Genomic DNA, 20,702 nt, shown 5'->3' with positions numbered 1-20,702 from the left:
CGACCCAGCATCGCTGGCCTCCACCATCACAGCAAGGGCATTACCTACCGCCGGAGATCGGGACGAAGGTGATCATTTGTCAGACACGTCCTAGGTGCGTCGCGAGGCAAGGGTAAGGGCGGCCGAGCCCGATTCGACGTGGCAGAGGGCGGCTTGGCGATGCAGAGTCGCGCCTGGGATACCTGCAACGGGAGCGGTCAACGCGGCCGCGACGTCCTCGGGATAGGGGAAGCCACCCCGGCGAAGCTCCCACCGATCTCCGCTTCCGAACAGTCCTCGCTCGTAGGCTTCGCGCTCCTCAAGCCGTCCTGGGCGGCGCAGCGGGTCCGAGAACCATGTTCCGACCGCCCATGCGCCGTTCGGGTCCTTGGTACTGATGCGACACACGAGCCCCGCCAACAGCACTGCCGCGTCGTGACTGACAGAGGGCACGCGGCGTGGTTGATCGCGCTCGACATCGCCCACAGGGGTGTCGAGGGTGAGGAACTCCCGGGGGCGGTTCAACCCGGCCGGCCCGGTGATCTTGCCGTGTCTGTTGCCCGTCACAACCAACTCCGCGCCGGTGGGCACGTGCAGCAGCGTGTAGGTGTCGCAGCTGTGGGTCTCCTTCAGCCTCAGCCCGGGCAGGTAGGTGACGCCAGAGGGCGTTGGAAGGAGGGAGCACACCACGTTGCAGGAAGCATCGGCGATCAGGACCAGCCGCTTGAAGCGTGGGGAGACCGTCAGCGTGTAGGCGGTAAGCGTGTGCAAGCCCCGCCGAATCGGTGAAGTGAGATCAATGCTCCTGTTGAACAGGCCCAGCGCCAGCAGCGTTCGGAGTTTCAACTGTTCGGGGGAACAGTCGTCAAGCCCCGACGACCGCTCGTCTCGTGCGCCGGCTTCGGCTGCTTCCCGGGTCTCGCCCGTGTAGCGAATCCGGACGCGCGCCGCCTTCGTGCGGTTGGTTCCAGGCATGCTGACACCTCGTCGCCGCCCGGTCGGCGCTTCGGTCGCAGACCTCGTGAGACCGCACCAATGGATGGGCGGAGTGGGTGCTCCACACCCGCGCTCAGCCGTCTCGGGCACCGGGCCCGCATGGCATCGCTGTGCATCCGAGTCTCCGCGCATCGGATGCACAAGAGCATGGACCACGCCATCGGCAAGCCAAGTCCGCTCCCCAAGAACGATGTTCGCGCCATGAGGTGATGGCACATCAGGATCGAACGCCGACATCGCACGGTGGAAGCCGAACGACCGGGTGCGAAGACGTCAGATCGGCTCGACCGCGATGCGGCGGTGGCACAGGCGGCGTAGATCATCGACATCGCTGGTCACCACGGTCACGTCGCCGTGTTCCGCGTGCGCGGTGGCTGCGAGCATCGCGTCGATGGCGTACTTGTGGCCGTGCAGCCCCTCAGCTGTCAGCAGCTTGCTCGCCGCCCGCGCGGTCTCCTCCGTGACGGGCCGCACCTTGGCGAGGGAGACCGCATGGTCGAACGCCGACTGCGGCACCTTGGGATCGCGCGCCTCCACCAGAGTGGCTGCGCTCGTCACCACCAGAAGATCCAGTGTGCGGGCGACGTCCAACCACACAGTCATGTCGCGGTGCCGCCGGGACAGCTTGGAGAGAGCCTCGCTGTCGAGAACGAGCGTGCCGCTCACGCGGCGTCCGCCGGGGCGGGGTCTGCGCGATGAGCGGCATGGTGCGCACGGATGCGCTCGGCCCTGGCCGTCACCTCCGCCGGGTCCACCGGTCCGTGATCGGCTTCGGCGGCCTCGATGTACTCGTCGATGGCTTCGCGCTGGAGTTGCCGTTGCACGGCCTCCTCGATGTAGGAGGAGATGCCCTGCTTGCCGGCGCGGGCACGAATGGCTTCCAAGGTCTCGGCGCGCAGGGAGACGCTGGTGACTCGTGTCTTGCCGGAGCGCGGTGCAGTCATGGGAAAACTGTAGTACATGGTGTGTGAGGATGTCGGCGGTCACCCTTGCACGTAGGGTCGCCGGTATGCGACTGACCACGGCGATCCTCCCCATCCACCGGTGGAGCGAGGGGCAGCAGGTGTGGCGGCGGGCCGAGGAACCGGGCTTCCACGCGGCGTACACGTACGACCACCTGAGCTGGCGGAGCTTCCGGGAGGAGCCGTGGTTCGGGTCGGTACCGACGCTGACGGCGGCGGCCACGGTGACCGAGCGGATCCGGCTGGGGACGCTGGCGACCTCGGTCAAGCCCCGTTCACCTATCGCATGCTGACCTGCGAAGACCTGCAGTTGCGCCCGTCCGACGCGTAGCTCGTTCTCACGGCTCCCGCCTCATGCACTCCCGGCGGTAGGCCAGTGCTTCGGAGGAGTCGCGGCGGGATTCACGATTCGCAGCCGGCTCTGATGCGACGGGTCGATCGAAGTGAGGGACAGCAGGAGTTGGCCTGTTGCGCATTCGAGCTCGGTTAAGGCGTGTGGCAGACCGGCGCAGACAGTGGCGACAGCCGCGCCCAGGCCGACGAGGCCCCCGTGCTTGTGATTGTGGCGGTACTCAATCCTGTGCAGGCCCGATTCGGCGATCGCCACAACCTCCAGCGGGCGAGCCATCTGCTTGGTGTCGTTAGTGAGCACGACCTGGAAGCCTGCTGAGGCTGCCCGCGCGTAGAGCTCAACGTCTTTGGTGCCTGCCCAGCCGACGATCTCTGCCACGTGTTGAAGTTCGTGCTGTTTCAGCAGCAACTGGGCCATTCGCGCCAAAGGCAGGGGGACGTTCTCGTCGAGCAGGATTTTCAAGAGGCAGCCTGCCGGAATCCTTCATCCGAGTAACTGTCCACGTAGGCGGTGAAGTCAGCAGCGTCGCGGGCAGCTTCCGCCGTGACACCGGGATAGAAGTCCCTGACCGACTCCGGCGGGACGCCGTCCTTGAGTAGGGCAGCGACTTCAGCAGCAGGGACACGCGTCCCCTCGATCACAGGTTCGCCGCCACGTACCAGCGGGTCCACGGACAGATGCTCTCTGGGTTGCAGGAGACTCGGGATCTGGCGGCCGTTGCGGTAGAACGGGGCGAGTACGTCGACCATCTCGTGGATGACCAGGTTGCCGCGCTTCTGCACCAGGTCCACAGCGTGATCCGGCGCAGCCAGGTAGATGGTGTCGGTGCTGGCCACCAATCGGTAGCTCGAAAGGTGTTCGTGCTCGTTGAGATCGTCGCGCAGGGTGTCCAGCGCGCGCCGGATCTTCTGGAGCGAAGTGTCCTGACGCAGATGGACGCATGCGCGAAGGGCCACGACATCCCGGAAGGAGTAGAGGATCGGCCGAGAGGCTGAGAGCTCCGGGACCAATACGGCTCCGCGTGCAGCTGTGGCCCTGCGCCAGTGCGACAACTGGCGCAGAGTGGCACCGGACAGCGCGGCGGCAAGCTTGGGCTCGTACGACAACTGCGGCACCTCCCTGGCCTCGTTCGGCAGTCGACCGAACCGTACTTCATGGTCCCGTAGTGCCGGCCTGACTGCCACGATTTCACCCGACTCAGCGACTTTCTGCAGATCGGATCGCCGACGCGACGAACGCGTAGGGTCGGGGCCATGCGACTGAGTACGGTGATCCTCCCCATCCACCGGTGGAGCGAGGGGCAGCAGGTGTGGCGGCGGGCCGAGGAACTGGGCTTCCACGCGGCGTACACGTACGACCACCTGAGCTGGCGGAGCTTCCGGGAGGAGCCGTGGTTCGGGTCGGTGCCGACGCTGACGGCGGCGGCCACGGCGACGGAGCGGATCCGGCTGGGGACGCTGGTGACCTCGCCGAACTTCCGGCATCCGGTGACGTTGGCGAAGGAGCTGATCACGCTGGACGACGTGTCCGGTGGGCGGTTGACGTTGGGGATCGGGGCGGGCGGGGTCGGGTTCGACGCGACGGCGTTGGGGCAGGAGGCGTGGTCGGCGCGGGAGCGGGCGGACCGGTTCGGGGAGTTCGTGGGGCTGTTGGACGAGTTGCTGCGCGATGACGCGGTGACCCGGGAGGGGGTGTACTACTCGGCGGTGGAGGCGCGGAACATCCCGGGGTGCGTGCAGGTGCCGCGGGTGCCGTTCTACGTGGCGGCGACCGGGCCGCGCGGGCTGCGGCTGGCGGCCGAGTACGGGCAGGGCTGGGTGACGTACGGGGACCCGAAGGGGCCGGCGGAGGTGCCGGTGGAGCAGGCGCCCGGAGTGATCGCGCGGCAGGTGGAGAAGCTGGCGGCGGCGTGCGAGGCGGCCGGGCGGGACGTCGGGGAGCTGGAGAAGGTGCTGCTCCAGGGTTCGACGGCGGAGAAGCCGCTGGAGTCGGTGGACGCGTTCGTCGACTGGGCCGGGACGTACCGGGAGGTGGGGATCACCGAGCTGGTGGTGCACTGGCCGGTGCCGGACTCGATCTTCGCGGGCGACCTCGCGGTCTTCGAGCGGATCGCCACCGAGGGCCTGGCGCAGCTGGGTTGAGCGGCGGGCGCGTCGGGAGTCGACGTGCCCGGTGGGGAGGGCGGTTGACGGCACCGACCCGGTGCCGGAGGGCATCGGGGCGGTGAGCGGGGGTGGGGGCGGCTCAGCGGCCGGCGGTGGTGCGGCGGCGGACGGCGGCCACGGTGCCGAGGCCGAGCAGCACCAGCGCGGTGCCACCGAGGAGCATCGGGGTGGAGGACGAACCGCCGCCGGTGGACGCCAGGTTGGCGGCGGCGGGCACGCCGGTGGCGCCCGTGGTCGGGCTCGGGGCCGGGGTGGTCGCGGCGGGGCTGATCGCGGCGGCCGGGACGACGGCCGGCGGGGTGGAGCCCTTGGCGGGGGCGGAGGCGGGGGCGGAGGTGCTCGGCGCGGCGGTCGGGGCCGTGGTGCCGGCCGGCGGGTTCGGGTCGGTGGGGGCGGCGTGCCGGATCGGCAGCACCAGGTGGGCGTCGGCCCCGGGGGCGAGCGCGGCGTTCAGCACGCCGCCGTAGACGTCGACCTGGGTCTGGTCGGGGTTGGAGTGGCCGGTGACGGCGAGCCGGAAGGTGAAGGTGGCGCTGCCGCCGGCCGGGACGGTGCTCTTCAGCGAGGCGTAGTCGTCGGAGCGCAGCACCGGGTCGCAGCCGGGGCGCAGCGACAGGGTCCGCCATCCGTCGGAGGTCTTCACCTGGAGGGCGAGGTCCTCCTTGGTCAGGATGCTGCCGGGCCGGTCCGCCGCCTCCGCCTCGTCGAAGAAGGCGACGAACGGGGCGATGCCCTCCGCCGGAACCGTCCCCGAGTTGGCGATCCGGACCTGGAACTCGACCGGGTCGCCGCCTGCCTCCAGCGACTTCTGCTGCGCGGTGATCTCCACCCGCAGCTTGTCGACCGGGACCTGTGCCGGGGCGTCCGACGGGGCGTCCGACGGAGCCGCGGCGGCCACGGTCGCGGCCGGGGCGGCGGCGGCCACGGTCGCGGCCGGGGCGGCGGCGGCCACCGTCGCCGCGGCGTCCTCCGGCACGTCGCCGCAGGCCCAGGCGGCGGAGGCGCCCCCGAGGACGGGGACGGTGGCGCCGAGGACGACGACGGCGGCGAAGGAGGCGAGACGGGTGCGGCGGGTGCGGCGGGTGCGGCGGGTGCGGACGGACATCGGAGGTTCCCCCAGGGACGGACGGTGGTGAGCGGCGGGCGCGGCGCCCGCTCCCGTTCCCCCCTGAGGCTCCGGGCGAGCGTCGCAGGAGAAGTCTGTCGAGCGGATGTCCGGCGCGGATCGTTGATCCGTCACCGAACGGCAACAGCCGGTCGTGTGCCCACCGTCCGGTGCCGACGGGCGCTCTGACGTACCGTCCGCCGCCTCGCGGCACCGGGTGTTCGATACGGGGTGGGGGTATGCTGAGCGGGATGGATCGGACGGAACGGACCACGGACCGGGCCGGGTGGACGGCCGCCCGGTGGGCGGTGCTGTGCGCCCTGCTGCTGGGGCTGTTCCTGATGCACGGCAGCCCCGCGAGCGCCGCCGGCTGCCACCCCGGGCGGACGGAACGGTCCGGGCCGGGGCAGGACGCGTCCGTGCCGTCCGGAGGGGTCGCCGCGGTGCCGGTGCACCCGGCCAGCGTGCGGCACCGGCCCGCCGCCCGGCCGCCGCACGCGCGGCCCGGGAGCGACCGTCCGGCCGTCGGCATGCCGGTGCGGGACGGGGGCCCGGGTGCCGTCTGCGTCTCCACCCAGGCGCGGGACCGTCCTCCGGTCCCCGCTCCGGGGGCGGCCCTGCCGTGGTGCCCGGCGCGGCCGGTGGTCGCCGTGGCGTGCCGGGAGGGCGCGGAGCGGGGCGGGCGGGCGCCGCCGGACGGCGGGCGGGGGTTGCTCATTCGGGTCTGCGTCGCCCGCAGGTGAGGGCGCCACCCGGACCGGTCCGCGCAGGCGGCCGGCCGGGCGCCGCGTCCTGTCCGCGACCGCGCATCCGCGCGCGCACCCTGGAGCGAACCCCCGATGACCCGTACCACCACCACCCGCCGCACCCTGTCGGCCGCCGCCGCGGCCGCCGTCCTCGTGCTGGGCCCGACCGCCTGCGGCGGCGACGGCACGCCCGGCACCGACCGCGCCGCCTCCCCCTCGGCCGGCCACGGCGACCACGCCGGGCACGACATGGCCGGGACGAGCCACGGCCCGGACGGCGGGGACGGCACGCCCGGCAGCAGCACCGCCGACAACGGACCGGTCGCCGAACAGGGCGGCTACCGGCTGGACGGCGCGCTGTCCGGCGACGCGTACCGGTTCACCGTGACCGGGCCGGACGGCGGGGTGCTGACCGCGTACCGGCCGGAGCAGACCGAGGAGATGCACTTCTACGCGATCCGCGCCGACCTGTCCGGCTTCCGGCACCTGCACCCGGTGATGTCCCCGGACGGCACCTGGACCGCCCCGGTGGCCGCGCTGGAGCCCGGCGACTGGCGGGTGTACGCCTCGTTCGTCCCCGACGCGGGCAGCGGGGCGGGCACCGGCCTGGTGCTCAGCCGCAGCGCGACGGTGCCCGGGCGGAGCACGCCGGTGCCGCTGCCGGCCGCCGCCGCGAGCACCGGCGTGGACGGCTACACGGTGACCGTGTCGGGCGTGCCGAGGGCCGGGGCGGCCGGGGAGCTGACCGTCACCGTCGGCAAGGACGGGCAGCCGGTCACCGACCTCCAGCCGTACCTGGGGACGTACGCGCACCTGACCGCCTTCCACGCCGGTGACCTGGCGTTCGCCCACCTGCACCCGGAGGCGGAGGCCGCCGGGGGCACGGGCGGCGGGCCGGCCCTGGCGTTCCACGCCGAACTGCCGGAGCCCGGCGACTGGCGGCTGTTCCTGCAGTTCCGCACCGGCGGCACGCTGCACACCGCGGCGCTCACCCTGGACGTCGCGGCCTGACCGACCCAACCGGACCCGCCCGACCCGGCCGGACCCGCCCGACCCGGCGGGTCCGGCCCCGGGCGGGTCGCGTTCCCGGGCGGGTCCGGTTGCCGGGCGAGTGCGCGAAGATGGACGGATGACCGCCTTCCCGCGCCCCCGCCTGATCGCCACCGACCTCGACGGCACCCTGCTGTGCTCCGGCGGCACGGTGACCACCCGGACGGCCGCCGCGCTGGCCGCCGCCGAGGCCGCCGGGGTGCAGGTGGTGTTCGTCACCGGGCGGCCGCCGCGCTGGATGCAGCACCTGGGCGCGCACATCGGCGGCCACGGCGTGGCGATCTGTTCCAACGGCGGCGCGGTGGTCGACGTCCGGCGCGGGGAACTGTTGGAGACCTACCCGTTCGACCCGGCCCGGACGCTGTCCGTGACGGACCTGATCCGGGACGAACTGCCCGGCACCGCCTTCGCGTTCGAGTTCCCGGGCGGTTTCGCCCGGGAGCCCGGGTACAACGTGGTGATGTGGGAGTCCGACAAGGAGCACCCGGTCGGCACCGCCGCGGAGCTGCTCGCCGCCGGGCAGGTCGACGGTCTGTTCAAGGTGCTCGGCAAGCACCCCGACCTGGCCCCGGACGAGTTCCTGGACCGGGCCCGGGCCGCGGTCGGTCCGCTCGCCGAGGTCACCCGTTCCAGCCCGATCCCGCTGGTCGAGATCAGCGCCCCGGGCGTCACCAAGGCCAGCAGCCTGGCCCGCTGGTGCGCCCAGCAGGGCATCGAGGCCGCCGAGGTGGTCGCCTTCGGCGACATGCCCAACGACCTGGAGATGCTCGCCTGGGCCGGCCAGTCGTACGCCGTCGCCAACGCCCACCCGCTGGTGCTGGCCGCGGTCGCCCGGCACACCGTCAGCAACGAGCACGACGGCGTCGCGGCGGTCATCGAGACACTGATCTGACCCGTTCCGGAGCGGTCGCGCCGACAGCGGTCACCCGTCCAGGTCCAGTCCCAGGTCCAGGGTCAGCTCCTCCGCCCGGCCCTCCGCCCGGCCCTCCGCACGGTCCGGGTCCGGTCCCGGATCCAGGCCCAGCAGGCCCGCCATCGTCCCGGCGGCCCGGACGGCGGCGTCGGCGCAGCAGTTGTTGAACAGGACGTGCACCTCCCGGGTCCGCTCGGCCATCGCGTGCACGCGCTCCACCCAGGGGGCCAACTCGTCGGGCGTGTAGTCGTGGCGGAAGCGGTCCTCCTTCGAGCCGGTGCCCCAGGCCCGGCTGCGGCCGTGGAGGCGGACCACCGCGAGGTCCGGGGAGGTGACCGGGGCGACCGGCGGGACGGAGGTGGGCAGGCCCTGCGCGGTGTCGACGGCCACGGCGGGCGTGCCCAGCTCGGTCAGCAGGTCGGAGGTGGCGGCGGCCAGCTCCGGCCGCCACCAGTCGGGGTGGCGGAACTCCACCGCCACCGGCCACCCCGCGGTGCGCTCCCGGCAGGCCCGCAGCAGCGCCCGGGACTGCGCGTCCGGGGCCAGCCACGGCGGGAACTGGAAGAGCAGGGTGCCGAGGCGGTCGGCCCGGCGCAGCGGTTCGAGGGCGCCGGCGAACCGGGCCCACACCTCGTCCAGCAGCTCCGGGTCGTCCTTCCGGGCCAGGGCCGGCCGCAGGTCGGCGGGCATCGCGGCCGACCGGGTGGGGTGGCCGGTGAGCAGCGAGAACGCCTTCACGTCGAAGCGGAAGCCGGCGGGCGTGCGCTCGACCCACAGCTCGCTGTTGCGGGTGCTGGGCAGCGCGTAGTACGTGGCGTCCACCTCGACCAGCGGGAACCGGGACGCGTAGTGGCGCAGCCTGCCCTCCGCGTCGCGCCGGCCCTTCGGGTACCAGCCGCTGGCCAGCAGCTCCTTGTCTGTCCAGGAACAGGCGCCGACCCGGATCTCTCCCATGGACCGCGCCTTCCCCGTCCGGGCCTGGCCTAACAACCCGGTCCGGACGGGTCGGCCCGCACCGGCCCGCACCGGCCCGGACGGGTCAGAGGCGGGCCGTCCAGCGGACCCGGGTGCCCTTGCCGTGCGGGCCGGGCTCGTGCCAGGCGTCGCCGCCGAGGGCCTCGGCGCGGCGGGTGAGGTTGCGCAGGCCGGAGCGGCGGCCGCCGTCGGGGATGCCGACGCCGTCGTCGGTGACGGTGAGCAGGACGCCGGGCGGGCCGGTGCGGGCGGGGGCGGCGGAGAGCGGGCGGCCGTCCTCGCCGAGGTGGACGGTGGCGTCCAGTTCGACGGCGACCCGGGAGGCGCGGGCGTGCCGGGCCGTGTTGGAGAGCATCTCGCGCAGGGCGGCCAGGAGTTGGCGGGAGGTCTTCTCGCCGACCAGGCTCTCCACCGGGCCGGTGAAGGTGATGGTGGGCTTGAAGCCGAGCGCCGCCGCGGCCTGGCTGCCCTCGCGCAGCACCCGGGTGCGCAGGGTGTCCGGCCGGTCGTCGGTGTCGCCGTGCTGGAGGGCGTAGATGGTGGTGCGGACCTCCTGGATGGTGGCGTCCAGCTCGTCCACGGCCTGCCCGATCCGCTCCCGCACCTCGGGGACGGCGGCCCGGCGGGCGGCCGACTCCAGCATCATGCCGGTGGCGAAGAGCCGCTGGATGACCAGGTCGTGCAGGTCGCGGGCGATCCGGTCGCGGTCCTGGAAGACCGCCAGCCGCTGCTGGTTGCGCTGGTACTCGGCCAGCCGCAGGGCCAGCGCCGCCTGCGAGGCGAAGGTCTGGGAGAGCTGCCGCTCGGTGTCGGTGAACGGCGGGGTGCCGGCCGCGCGCCACACGCACAGCGCGCCCAGCACCCGGCCCGCGGACACCATCGGCACCGCCATCGACGGACCGAACTCCCTTGCCAGCCGGTCGAACTGGGTGTCGGAGGCGGTCTGCGGCGAGGCCGCCAGGTCGTCCAGGTAGACCGCCTCGCCGGCCAGCAGCAGGGGCGCGAAGCCGTGCTCGGGCAGCAGTTCGCCGGTCAGGTGGTCGGCCCGTTCGCCGGAGGCGTGCGCCACCCGCATCCGGTCCTCGCCGGCCGGCAGCAGGATCATCCCGAGCGCGCCCTCGGCGAGTTCGCGGACCTGCTCGGCGGCCACCGTCAGCGCGATCTGCGCCTCGTCGGTGGACAGCAGCGAGGTGGTCACCGCCGCCGCGCCGGTGATCCAGCGCTCCCGGCGGCGGCCCTGCTCGTACAGCCGGGAGTTCTCGATCGCCACGCCCGCCGCCGCGCCGAGCGCCAGCACCACCTGCTCGTCCTCGGGGGTGAACGAGCCGCCGCCCTTCTTCCCGGTCAGGTACAGGTTGCCGAACACCTCGCCGCGGACCCGGATCGGCACCCCCAGGAAGGACACCATCGGCGGGTGGTGGTCGGGGAAGCCGACCGAGCGCGGGTCGGTGGACAGGTCGGTCAGCCGCAGCGGACGCGGGTCGTCGATCAGCGCGCCGAGGATGCCCCGGCCGGTCGGCAGATGGCCGATCTCGGCCGCCGTCCCCTCGTCGACGCCGATGTGGATGAAGTCGGACAGGCCGCTGCCGTGCGGGTTCACCACCCCCATCGCCGCGTACTCCGCGTCCACCAGCTCGGCCGCGCCGGCCGCGATCCGCTGGAGCGTGGCGTGCGGGTCGAGGCCCGCGCCGACCGACACCACCGCCTCCAGCAGCCGCTGCATCCGGTCGGTCACCGCGGCGGCCGACTGGAGCCGCTCCGAGACCTCGGTGACCAGGGTGTCCAGCCCGAGCGAGGAGATCTCGGGGATGCGCGGCCGGCCGCCCGTGGCGGTCGGCTCCTCCGGCGTCTGCATGGGACCAGTGTGCCCGTCTGTCATGGTTCGCCCCTTTTTTCAGCCCGGCGACACCCGGCGCGGGCCGCCACCGACCGCCACCGCCGCGGACCCGCCGCCCGGTCTCAGGCCGCCACCCGCGCCCCCGGCCGCTCCCCCGCCCGCTCCCGCTCCACCATCGCGGCCAGCCGCCCGTCCGGCCGGTCCGCCAGCTCCGACCAGCGGCCGCGCTCGACCACCCGGCCGGCGTCCAGCACCAGCACCTCGTCCACGCTGCCGTCGTCCAGGCCGGCCAGCCGGTGGGTGATCAGCAGGGTGGTGCGGCCCGCGGTGGCCGCCAGCAGGTCGGCCGTCAGCGCGTCCGCGGTGGCCACGTCCAGGTGTTCGGCGGGCTCGTCCAGCACCAGCACCGGGAAGTCCGCGAGCAGCGCCCGGGCCAGGGCCAGGCGCTGGCGCTGGCCGCCGGACAGCCGCGCGCCGTGCTCGCCGACCATGGTGTCCAGGCCCTCCGGCAGGCCGTCCACCCACGCCAGCAGCCGGGCCTGCGCCAGGGCCGCCCGCAGCGCGGCCTCGTCGGCGTCCGGCCGGGCCAGGCGCAGGTTCTCCCGGACCGAGCTGTCGAAGACGTGCGCGTCCTGCGCGCACAGCCCGACCACCCGGCGGACGTCCTCGCCCGCCAGCTCCCGGGTGTCGGTGCGGCCCGCCAGCAGCACCGCCCCGGCCGACGGCTCGACGAACCGCAGCAGCGCCTGCGCCAGCGTGGTCTTGCCCGACCCGGACGCCCCGACCACCGCGATCCGGCGCCCGGCGGCCAGCTCCAGGTCGACGCCGTGCAGCGCGTCGCGCTCCGCGCCGGGCCAGCGCACCGCCAGACCGCTGACCACGACGGGCAGCGGGACGTCCGGCAGCGGCCGCGGCGCGTCCGGCTCGCGGACCGGGAGGGGCGCGGCCAGCACCTCCGCCAGCCGCTCCCGGGAGGCCCGGGCCCGCTCCCGGAACCGGACCGCCGTCGGCATCCCCGCCACCGCCTCGAACGCGGCCAGCGGCGTCAGCACCACCACCGCCAGGCACACCCCCGGCAGCGCCCCCGACGCCACCGCGCGCACCCCGACCGCCGACGCCGCCACCACCGTCAGCCCCGACACCAGCGCCACCAGGCCCGCCGAGAGGCCGCTCGCGGCGGCCGAGCGGGCCGCCAGCCGGGTCAGCGCCCGGTCCGCGTCCCGGGCCGCGCCCAGGCGGCGCGGCAGCGCGCCCGCGACGGTCAGCTCGGCGGTGCCGGTCAGGGTGTCCAGCACGGCGGTCGCCAGCTCGCCGCGGGCGGGCGCGTGCCGGCGCTCGGTCCGGCCGGAGATCCGGCGCTCCAGCGCCGGGACGGCCGCGCCCGCCAGCAGCAGCCCGAGCGCCAGCACCAGGCCCGCCGCCGGCAGGAACGCGGCCAGGGCCGCCGAGGCGCCGAGCGAGACCACGGCGGCGACGGCGGCCGGCAGCCGCCAGCGCAGGTGGAAGTCCTGCACCGCGTCCACGTCCGCGACCAGCCGGGAGAGCAGGTCGCCGCGCCGGAACTGCGGCAGCCCGGCCGGGGCCAGCCGCTCCAGCCGGCGGTAGACGGCCGTCCGCACCCCGCCGAGCGCCTTCAGCACCGCGTCGTGCGCGACCAGCCGCTCGGCGTACCGGAACACGCTCCGCCCGATCCCGAACGCCCGCACCGAGGTCACCGCGACCATCAGGTACAGCACCGGCGGCAGCTGCGAGGCCCGCGAGATCAGCCAGCCGGACGTCCCCATCAGCGCGACGGCGCAGCCCAGCGCGAGCGCGCCCAGCAGGACGGCGAGCCGGAGCCGGGGGACGCGGTCGGCGGCGGTCAGGGACGCGGGGAGCCGCCCGGGGCGGGAGGCGACGGCGGTCGGACCGGGCTCGGGCGCGGCCTGCGCCCCGTGGTCCGCGCCCTGCCGGGCGGCCGCCCCTTCGAGCGGCAGGTCACTCCGGTGCCGGGTCCGAAGGGCTTCGCCTCCCGCTCCGGGCGGCTCCGCGCGCCCCTGGTCCCGCGCCGGCGGAACGGCGTCCGGGCCCGGGAGGTGGACGTGGTGGTCGGCGAGGGCGATCAGGGCGGGGCGGTGGGTGACGAGCAGGACGGTGCGGTCGAGGGCGCGGAGGGTGTCGAGGAGGGCCGCCTCGGTGACCGGGTCGAGGTGGGCGGTGGGTTCGTCGAGGATCAGGACGGGCCGGTCGGCGAGCAGGGCGCGGGCCAGGGCGAGGCGCTGGCGCTGGCCGGCGGAGAGGCCGTGGCCGTTCTCGGCGAGCCGGGTGCCGGGGGCGGCGAAGTCGACGTGCGCGGCGGCGAGGGCGGCGGCGAGCCGGTCGTCGGTGGCGTCGGGGCGGGCGAGGCGGACGTTCTCGGCGACCGTCCCGGCGAACAGCTGCGGGTGCTGCGGCACCCAGGCGACCTGGGCGTGCCAGCTCGCGGGGTCGGTCTCGGCGAGGTCCTGGCCGCCGACCAGGACCCGTCCGGCGTCGGGGCGGACGAAGCCGAGCAGGGCGTGCACCAGGGTGGTCTTGCCGGCGCCGCTCGGGCCGGTGAGGACGGTGGTGCGCCCGGCCGGGACGGTCAGCGAGAGGTCGGTGAGGGTGTCGCCGCCGCGGCCGGGGTGGCGCACCGTCAGGTGCTCGACCCGCAGGTCGGCGGCGGCCGGGGCGGGGTGGGTGCCGTCGGCCGGCCGCGGGGTCTCCAGCACCTCGAAGATCCTCCCGGCGGCGGCCAGGCCCTCCGCGCTGGAGTGGTAGAGGGCGCCGACCTGGCGGATCGGCAGGTAGACCTCGGGGGCGAGGACCAGCACCAGCAGGCCGGTCTCCAGGTCGAGGGTGCCGTCGACCAGCCGGAAGCCGATCGAGACGGCGACCAGGGCGACCGAGAGGGTGGAGAGCAGTTCCAGCGCGAAGGAGGAGACGAAGGCCAGCCGCAGGGTGCGCAGGGTGGCCCGCCGGTAGTCCTCGGTGATCCGGCCGATCGCCCGGGCCTGGGCGCGGGCCCGGCCGAAGACCTTCAGGGTGGGCAGTCCGGCGACCACGTCGAGGAAGTGGTGGGAGAGCCGGGCGAGTCCGGCGAACTGACGGTCGGTGCGGGCCTGGGTGGCGTGGCCGATCAGGATCATGAAGAGCGGGATCAGCGGCAGCGTGACGCAGACGATCGCCGCGGACTCCCAGTCGGCGCCGAGGATGCGGGCCAGCACGACCAGCGGGACGACCACGGCGAGCGCCAACTGCGGGAGGTAGCGGGCGAAGTAGTCGTCGAGGGCGTCGACGCCGCGGGTGGCGAGGGTGGCCAGGTCGCCGGTGCGGCGGCCGGCGAGGTAGCCGGGGCCGAGCGCGGTGGCGTGGTCGAGCAGCTGGCGGCGCAGGGTGGACTTGACGGCGGCCACCGAGCGGTGGGCGGTCAGTTCGGTGAGCCAGGCGACCAGCGCCCGGCCGAGCGAGACCGCCGCCAGGCCGAGCAGCGGTCCCCACAGCGGGGCGCGGCCGTGCTGGAAGGACCCGACCACCAGGGTGGCGATCAGCCCGGCCTGGGCCACCAGCAGGGCCGCGCCCGCCCCGCCGAGCAGGACGGACCCGGCGAGGAAGGCGCGGGTGGTGCGGGCGTGCGCCAGCAGCCGGGGGTCGATCGGGCGCATCCGCTGCTGGCGGTCCATCGGTTCGGCTCCTGCGGTCAGTGGTGCGCGGCGGCGGGGATGTGCTGGACGCCGATCCGGCGGCGGAACACCCAGTACGTCCAGCCCTGGTAGAGCAGCACGAGCGGGGTGAAGACCACGGCGACGACCGTCATCACCTTGAGCGTGTAGGGCGAGGAGGCGGCGTTGGTGACGGTCAGCGACCAGGCGCCGTCCAGGGTGGAGGGCATCACGTCGGGGAACAGCGCCAGGAAGAGCATCCCGACGGCGGCCACGACGGTCAGGCCGCTGAGCGTGAACGCCCAGCCCTCGCGGGCCAGCCGGTTGGCGCCGAGCGCGCCGAGCAGGGCGAGCACGGCGACCACCAGCGCGGCCAGGCTCCAGCCGTTGCCGGAGTGCTGCTGCGTCCAGACCAGGAAGACCGCGGCGAGCACGGCGGTGACCAGGCCGAGGCCGGTGGCCTGGGCGCGGGCCCGGACCCGGATGTCGCCGCTGGTCTTGAGCGAGGCGAACACCGCGCCGTGGAAGGTGAACAGCACCAGGGTGGTGAGGCCGCCGAGCAGGGCGTACGGGTTGAGCAGGTCCCAGAGCGTGCCGACGTAGTTCTTGTCCCGGTCGATGTCGACGCCGTGCACGATGTTGGCGAAGGCGACGCCCCACAGGAAGGCGGGCAGCAGCGAGGTCCAGAAGACGGCCAGTTCCCAGTTGCGCTGCCAGCGGGCGCCGTCGCGCTTGGCCCGGTACTCGAAGGCGACGCCGCGGACGATCAGGCAGACCAGGATCAGCAGCAGCGGGATGAAGAAGCCGCTGAACAGGGTGGCGTACCAGTCGGGGAAGGCCGCGAAGGTGGCGCCGCCCGCGGTCAGCAGCCACACCTCGTTGCCGTCCCAGACCGGGCCGATGGTGTTGATCAGGACCCGGCGCTCGGTGGTGTCCCGGGCCAGCAGCCTGGTCAGGACGCCGATCCCGAAGTCGAAGCCCTCGAGGAAGAAGTAGCCGATCCACAGGACGGCGATCAGGATGAACCAGAGGTCGTGCAGGTGCATGTGATCCGTCCTCAGTACGCGAAGGCGAGGGGCTGGTCGGCGTCCTCGTCGTCGGAGGGGCCGCGCAGCGTCGGGTCCTTGGCGGGCGGCTGCTCGGCCGTGTTCGGCCCGGCGGCGGCGTACTTGGCGAGCAGCCTGACCTCGATGACGGCGAGCACCGCGTACAGCGCGGTGAGGGTGGTCAGGCCGACCAGCTGGGTGCCGACGGTGACGTTGGGGGAGACCGCGTCGCGGGTGCGCATCAGGCCGAACACCACCCAGGGCTGGCGCCCCATCTCGGTGAAGATCCAGCCGAAGCTGTTGGCGAGCAGCGGGAAGCCCATGGTGAGGATGCCGATCCGCCAGCTCCACCGGGTGAAGAAGACGCTCATCTCGCGGTTCCTGGTGAGCATCAGCTTGGGCGGCTCGTCCTCGCCGGTGCGGTGCTCGGGGGCGAGCCAGAACGTCCGGCGAGTGGTCCACAGGCCGATCAGCGCGGCGGCGAAGGACGTCATGCCGAAGCCGATCATCAGCCGGAAGCCCCAGTAGGTGACGAAGATGTTGGGGATGTAGTCGTCCGGCTGCCCGCCGTACCGGGCGGCCTCGGCGGCGGCGGTGTCGTTGATGCCGGGCACCGAGGAGGAGAAGTCGTTGTGGGCGAGGAAGGACAGTATCCCGGGGATCTCCAGCTCGACCGAGTTGTGCCCCTTCGAGACGTCGCCGACCGCGAACACCGAGAACGGGGCGGGCGCCCGGGTGTCCCACAGGGCTTCGGCGGCGGCCATCTTCATCGGCTGCTGCTCGAACATCACCTTGCCGAGGGTGTCGCCGCTGATCGCGGTGCCCAGGCCGGCGACCACGGCGATGGCCAGGCCGACCCGCAGCGAGGTGCGCATCGCGGCGGTCTTGCGGCCGTCGGGCTGCTTGCCGCGCTTGGCCCGCCACAGGTGGTAGCTGGCGATGCCGACCACGAAGGCGGCGCCGGTGAGGAAGGCGGCGGTGAGGGTGTGGAAGACCTGTACCACGGTGGTGTTCTGGGTCAGCACCCGGACGATGTCGGTGAGCTGGGCCTTGCCGGTGGCCGGGTCGATCCGGTAGCCGACCGGGTGCTGCATCCAGGAGTTGGCGGCCAGGATGAAGTAGGCGGACAGCGCGGTGCCGATCGCCACCAGCCAGATGCAGGCCAGGTGGATCTTCTTCGGGAGCCGGTCCCAGCCGAAGATCCACAGGCCGATGAAGGTGGACTCGAAGAAGAAGGCGATCAGCGCCTCCATCGCCAGCGGGGCGCCGAACACGTCGCCGACGAAGCGGGAGTAGTCGGACCAGTTCATGCCGAACTGGAACTCCTGGACGATGCCGGTGACCACGCCCATGGCGATGTTGATCAGGAAGAGCTTGCCCCAGAACTTGGTGGCGTGGAAGTACTTCTCCTTGCCGGTGCGGACCCAGGCGGTCTGCAGACCGGCCACGATCGAGGCCAGGCTGATAGTGAGCGGCACGAAGAGGAAGTGGTAGACGGTGGTGATGCCGAACTGCCATCGCGAGATGGTCTCGTGAGCGACTGCTAGGTCCACTGCGCCTTCTCTCGGGGTGTGCACATAACGGACGGAAGGGATATTTGCACCCGGGCGCACCATACCCACCCAAGCTTGTCCGCTTGTGAACGTGAACACGTTCACAAGGGAAGTATCCATGATGCTTATCGGTGCGGAAGCACGGGGGTGGGGTGTTCTCGGACACGCCGATGATCCGGGGTCCGGCCGGCCCCCCACAAGCAGCGTCCGGGCAGCCCCGGTGTACCGAACGGCGCTTGACACCGCCCGCCCTGACCGGGCGTCAGCCCGCCGCCCGGCCCCGGCGGTACGGGCCCCGGCGGCACGGACCCCGGCGGTACGGGCCTCAGTGGCCCGCGCCTCAGCGTTGCAGCGGCAGCGAGAGCCGGAAGACCGCGCCCTCGCCCGGCGCGGTGCGCAGGGCCAGCTCGCCGCCGTGCGCCGACACCAGGGCGCTGGCGATCGCCAGGCCCAGGCCCGATCCCCCGGCCTCGCCGGCCCGGCGGGTGCGCGCCGCGTCCGCCCGGTAGAAGCGCTCGAAGACCAGGGCGGCCTGCTCCTCGGTCAGGCCCGGGCCCTGGTCGGCGACCTCCAGCAGGCAGGCGCCCTCGGCCCGGCCCACCCCGATCCGCACCGCGGTGCCGGACGGGGTGTGCTTGGCCGCGTTGCCCACCAGGTTGGTCACCACCTGGCGCAGCCGGGCCTCGTCGCCCAGCACCGGCGCGGGCTGCGGTGCGCCCTGTCCGTCCGGGCCGGTCAGCGCGACCGGGCGGCCCGGGTCCAGCGCGGTCAGGTCGTGCAGGGCGTCGGCGGCCAGCGTGCGCAGGTCCATCGGGGCCAGGTTGAGCGGGCGCTCCTCGTCCAGGCGGGCCAGCATCAGCAGGTCCTCGACCAGCGCGCCCAGCCGCACCGCCTCCGACTCGATCCGGTCCATCGCCCGGTCCACGTCCTGCAGCGCGCCCATCCGGTGCAGTTCGGCGAAGCCGCGGATGCCGGCCAGCGGGGTGCGCAGCTCGTGCGAGGCGTCCGCGACGAAGCGGCGCATCCGCTGCTCCGAGGCGGCCCGGGCGGCGAACGCCGTCTCGATGTGGGTGAGCATCCCGTTCAGCGCGGCGGACAGCCGGCCCGCCTCGGTGCGCACCGGCAGGTCCGGCATCCGGTACGACAGGTCGCCGTCGGCGATCCGCTGGGCGCCCGCCTCCAGTTGGCGCAGCGGGCGCAGCCCGGCCCGGACCGCGAGCGCGCCGAGCCCGGCCAGGCCGGCCAGCACCGCGGCACCGATGGTCAGGAAGGTGGTGCGCAGGTGCGAGATGGTGGACTGGACGTCCGCCAGCGGCACCGCGACCTGCACGTACTTGGGGGCGGCCAGGTCGGTGCCGGAGGCGCGTTGCAGCGGCAGCACCATCGAGCGCCACTCGCCGGCCTTCGGCCCGGAGGCGGTGAACGGCTCGTCCAGCCGGTCGGTCAGCCCCTTGCGGTCCAGCGCGGGCAGCTGCGGGGCCGGGTCGGAGTCGCTCAGCGGCTGCCGGATCACCGACAGCACCGAGCCGTCCTCGGCCAGGTAGCGCACCACGTACTCGCTGGGCAGGCTCTGCCCGGAGCGGCGGCCGGCGGTCTGCGTGCTGCTGAACACCGAGGCGGTGGTCTGCCGGCTCGGCGGGCGGCGGGAGAGCGGTTCGGCGAACCGGTCGAGCTGCTCGTCGGCCCGGTCCACCAGCTGCCCGCGGACGGTGCCCAGCACCAGGGTGTCGCTCACCACCAGGCCGGTGGTGACCAGGAGCAGCGCGAGCACCAGCAGGCGCACGCGCAGCGAGAAGCGGGCCACCTCAGCTGTTCGGCGGGCGGCGCAGCGCGTAGCCGATGCCGCGCACCGTGTGGATCAGCTTGGGGCCGTGCACCGGGCCGGAGTCGAGCTTGCGGCGCAGGTAGGAGATGTACGACTCGACGATGGACAGGTCGCCGCCGAAGTCGTAGGCCCACACGTGGTCGAGGATCTGCGCCTTGGAGACCACCCGACCGACGTTGGCCATCAGGTAGTGCAGCAGCTTGAACTCGGTGGGCGAGAGCGAGACCGGGACGCCGCCGCGGGTCACCTCGTGCGCGGTCGGGTCCAGGGTGAGGTCGGCCACCACCAGGCGGCCGTCGTCGGCCGGGCCGCCGGCCCGGCGCAGGATCGCCCGGATCCGGGCGATCAGCTCCTCCAGGCTGAACGGCTTGGTGACGTAGTCGTCGGCGCCGACCGCCAGGCCCTGCACCTTGTCGCCGGTGCCGTCCTTGGCGGTCAGGAACAGCACCGGGACGTGCTCGGGGCTCTGCGGCCACTGGGTCTGGTCGCGCAGCCGCTGCACCACGGTGAAGCCGTCCAGGTCGGGCAGCATCACGTCCAGGACGACCAGGTCGGGGCGCTCGGCGGCGACCGCGTCCAGGGCCTCCTGGCCGGTGGCGGCGGAGGCCACCCGGAAGCCGGAGAACCGCAGGCTGGCCGAGAGCAGCTCGCGGATGTTCGGCTCGTCGTCGACCACCAGCAGGAACGGCTCGCCGCCGACCTGGGTCGCCGCGGCCGGGTTCGACTGCACTGCGCCTGACACGATTGCTCCGCCTCCCGGCCGGACGAATGGGCCACCCCGGACACCACGGGGCCTGTCCGCGGTGCCCGCCGGGGTTCGACCGAACGGACACCGTCGGACAGACCCTAGCCCGGCCAGGCTACGCAAAGTGAATGAAGATTGGATTAGTCATCCGCTCGTGCCCGAACCGGTACCGGATCCTCCGCCGTTGCCACCGCCGGTGGCCGTGCCGTTACCGCCGCCCCGGGCGCCGCCGAAGCCGCCCACCGCGCTGCCCTCGGTGAGCTGGGTGGCGTTGTAGGAGCCGTCGTCGGCCTTGCTGCCGGTCACGGTGACGGTCTGGCCGGGCTGGAGGTCGCCGACCTTGCCCTCCTTGGTGGTGGTGACCTTGGTGGAGTCCTGGGTGGTGACCTTGACGGTGGTGCCGTTGGCCTCGGTCAGGTAGACGGTGGTGCCGTCCACCGACTTCACGGTGCCGCGGGTGAAGCCGGCCGCCGCGCCGCCGGGGAACTGGCCGGTGCCGCCGGCCTGGCCGTTCTGGCCGCCGCCGTACCCGCCGCCGTAGCCGCCGCGGCCGGTGCCGCCGCCGGGGAAGCGCTCGTTCGAGGCGCCCGCCCGGTTGGCGGCGGTGCCGCCGCCGGTGCCGTTGTCCTTCTGGTACCAGACGCCGCCCGCGAAGGAGAGCACCGCGATGACGCAGCCGGCCAGCGCCAGGGTCGGCCAGGGGAGCTTGCGGCGCGGTGGCGCGGCCAGCTCGGCGGTGATGTCGCGGGCGTCCGGCGCGGTGGCCAGCAGCTCCTGGTCGTCAGACATGG

17 protein-coding genes and 1 pseudogene are annotated in these 20,702 nt (G+C 73.8%); 4 read left to right on the top strand and 14 right to left on the bottom strand.

Annotated features, from left to right (window positions below):
* Positions 1-90 precede the first annotated feature (90 nt).
* The 3 genes from ACIP60_RS34205 to ACIP60_RS34195 form a co-directional block, all read right to left on the bottom strand.
* On the bottom strand, positions 91-954 hold the full coding sequence (locus ACIP60_RS34205; RefSeq protein ID WP_400692293.1) for a hypothetical protein: 864 nt from the start codon (positions 952-954) through the stop codon (positions 91-93).
* A 294-nt stretch (positions 955-1,248) separates the two neighbouring features.
* Positions 1,249-1,641 (bottom strand): type II toxin-antitoxin system VapC family toxin, encoded by a 393-nt coding sequence (locus tag ACIP60_RS34200; protein WP_400692290.1) that lies wholly within the window; start codon positions 1,639-1,641, stop codon positions 1,249-1,251.
* Positions 1,638-1,919: a hypothetical protein gene (locus ACIP60_RS34195; RefSeq protein ID WP_400692287.1), complete on the bottom strand. Its 282-nt coding sequence runs from the start codon at positions 1,917-1,919 to the stop codon at positions 1,638-1,640. Before ACIP60_RS34195 ends, ACIP60_RS34200 begins: the two co-directional genes overlap by 4 nt.
* 65 nt (positions 1,920-1,984) lie before the next feature.
* On the opposite strand from ACIP60_RS34195, the pseudogene ACIP60_RS34190 reads away from it, so the two are divergent.
* Positions 1,985-2,221, top strand: a pseudogene (locus tag ACIP60_RS34190) (LLM class flavin-dependent oxidoreductase); the annotation flags it as partial.
* 68 nt (positions 2,222-2,289) lie between these two features.
* Here the strand turns inward: ACIP60_RS34190 and ACIP60_RS34185 are convergent.
* Together ACIP60_RS34185 and ACIP60_RS34180 are read right to left on the bottom strand one after the other, a co-directional pair.
* Positions 2,290-2,751 carry a DUF5615 family PIN-like protein gene (locus ACIP60_RS34185; protein ID WP_400692284.1) on the bottom strand — a complete coding sequence of 154 codons (462 nt, stop codon included), beginning with the start codon at positions 2,749-2,751 and terminating at the stop codon, positions 2,290-2,292.
* Complete coding sequence (locus ACIP60_RS34180) at positions 2,748-3,404, bottom strand: DUF433 domain-containing protein (protein WP_400692281.1); 657 nt, start codon at positions 3,402-3,404, stop codon at positions 2,748-2,750. The genes ACIP60_RS34185 and ACIP60_RS34180 overlap by 4 nt, the downstream gene beginning before the upstream one ends.
* A 138-nt stretch (positions 3,405-3,542) precedes the next feature.
* On the opposite strand from ACIP60_RS34180, the gene ACIP60_RS34175 reads away from it, so the two are divergent.
* The gene (locus ACIP60_RS34175) at positions 3,543-4,430 is read left to right on the top strand and encodes an LLM class flavin-dependent oxidoreductase (protein ID WP_400692279.1); all 888 of its coding nucleotides are present in this window, start codon (positions 3,543-3,545) and stop codon (positions 4,428-4,430) included.
* A gap of 103 nt (positions 4,431-4,533) precedes the next feature.
* Here ACIP60_RS34175 and ACIP60_RS34170 read toward each other — a convergent pair whose 3' ends face one another.
* Positions 4,534-5,559 carry a hypothetical protein gene (locus ACIP60_RS34170; protein ID WP_400692277.1) on the bottom strand — a complete coding sequence of 342 codons (1,026 nt, stop codon included), beginning with the start codon at positions 5,557-5,559 and terminating at the stop codon, positions 4,534-4,536.
* Between the two features lie 839 nt (positions 5,560-6,398).
* Here ACIP60_RS34170 and ACIP60_RS34165 point away from each other — a divergent pair.
* Positions 6,399-7,316: a hypothetical protein gene (locus tag ACIP60_RS34165; RefSeq protein ID WP_400692274.1), complete on the top strand. Its 918-nt coding sequence runs from the start codon at positions 6,399-6,401 to the stop codon at positions 7,314-7,316.
* 118 nt (positions 7,317-7,434) lie between these two features.
* Entirely contained in the window at positions 7,435-8,247 is an 813-nt protein-coding gene (locus ACIP60_RS34160) for an HAD-IIB family hydrolase (protein ID WP_400692271.1), read from the top strand.
* A gap of 30 nt (positions 8,248-8,277) precedes the next feature.
* On the opposite strand, the gene ACIP60_RS34155 is transcribed toward ACIP60_RS34160, so the two are convergent.
* The 8 genes from ACIP60_RS34155 to ACIP60_RS34120 form a co-directional block, all read right to left on the bottom strand.
* Entirely contained in the window at positions 8,278-9,222 is a 945-nt protein-coding gene (locus ACIP60_RS34155; protein ID WP_400692268.1) for a DUF72 domain-containing protein, read from the bottom strand.
* Positions 9,223-9,307: 85 nt separating this feature from the next.
* Positions 9,308-11,098 (bottom strand): GAF domain-containing sensor histidine kinase, encoded by a 1,791-nt coding sequence (locus ACIP60_RS34150; RefSeq protein WP_400692265.1) that lies wholly within the window; start codon positions 11,096-11,098, stop codon positions 9,308-9,310.
* Positions 11,099-11,202: 104 nt separating this feature from the next.
* Positions 11,203-14,745, bottom strand: a complete 3,543-nt coding sequence (gene cydD / locus ACIP60_RS34145) for a thiol reductant ABC exporter subunit CydD (protein WP_400692301.1) — start codon at positions 14,743-14,745, stop codon at positions 11,203-11,205.
* Positions 14,746-14,780: 35 nt separating this feature from the next.
* Positions 14,781-15,788, bottom strand: coding sequence for a cytochrome d ubiquinol oxidase subunit II (gene cydB / locus ACIP60_RS34140; RefSeq protein WP_400692262.1), 1,008 nt, complete (start codon positions 15,786-15,788; stop codon positions 14,781-14,783).
* 11 nt (positions 15,789-15,799) lie between these two features.
* Entirely contained in the window at positions 15,800-17,341 is a 1,542-nt protein-coding gene (locus ACIP60_RS34135; RefSeq protein ID WP_400692259.1) for a cytochrome ubiquinol oxidase subunit I, read from the bottom strand.
* Between the two features lie 340 nt (positions 17,342-17,681).
* Positions 17,682-19,145 (bottom strand): sensor histidine kinase, encoded by a 1,464-nt coding sequence (locus ACIP60_RS34130; protein ID WP_400692256.1) that lies wholly within the window; start codon positions 19,143-19,145, stop codon positions 17,682-17,684.
* A gap of 1 nt (position 19,146) precedes the next feature.
* The gene (locus ACIP60_RS34125) at positions 19,147-19,908 is read right to left on the bottom strand and encodes a response regulator transcription factor (RefSeq protein WP_282202038.1); all 762 of its coding nucleotides are present in this window, start codon (positions 19,906-19,908) and stop codon (positions 19,147-19,149) included.
* A 147-nt stretch (positions 19,909-20,055) separates the two neighbouring features.
* Positions 20,056-20,700, bottom strand: a complete 645-nt coding sequence (locus ACIP60_RS34120; RefSeq protein WP_400692254.1) for a hypothetical protein — start codon at positions 20,698-20,700, stop codon at positions 20,056-20,058.
* Positions 20,701-20,702: the final 2 nt, after the last annotated feature.

This window comes from Kitasatospora sp. NPDC088783 (genome assembly GCF_044750705.1).
Taxonomy (GTDB): Bacteria; Actinomycetota; Actinomycetes; order Streptomycetales; family Streptomycetaceae; genus Kitasatospora; species Kitasatospora fiedleri.
Note: the sequence above shows the minus strand (reverse complement) of the source record. Positions and strands in the feature narration are given on the sequence as shown.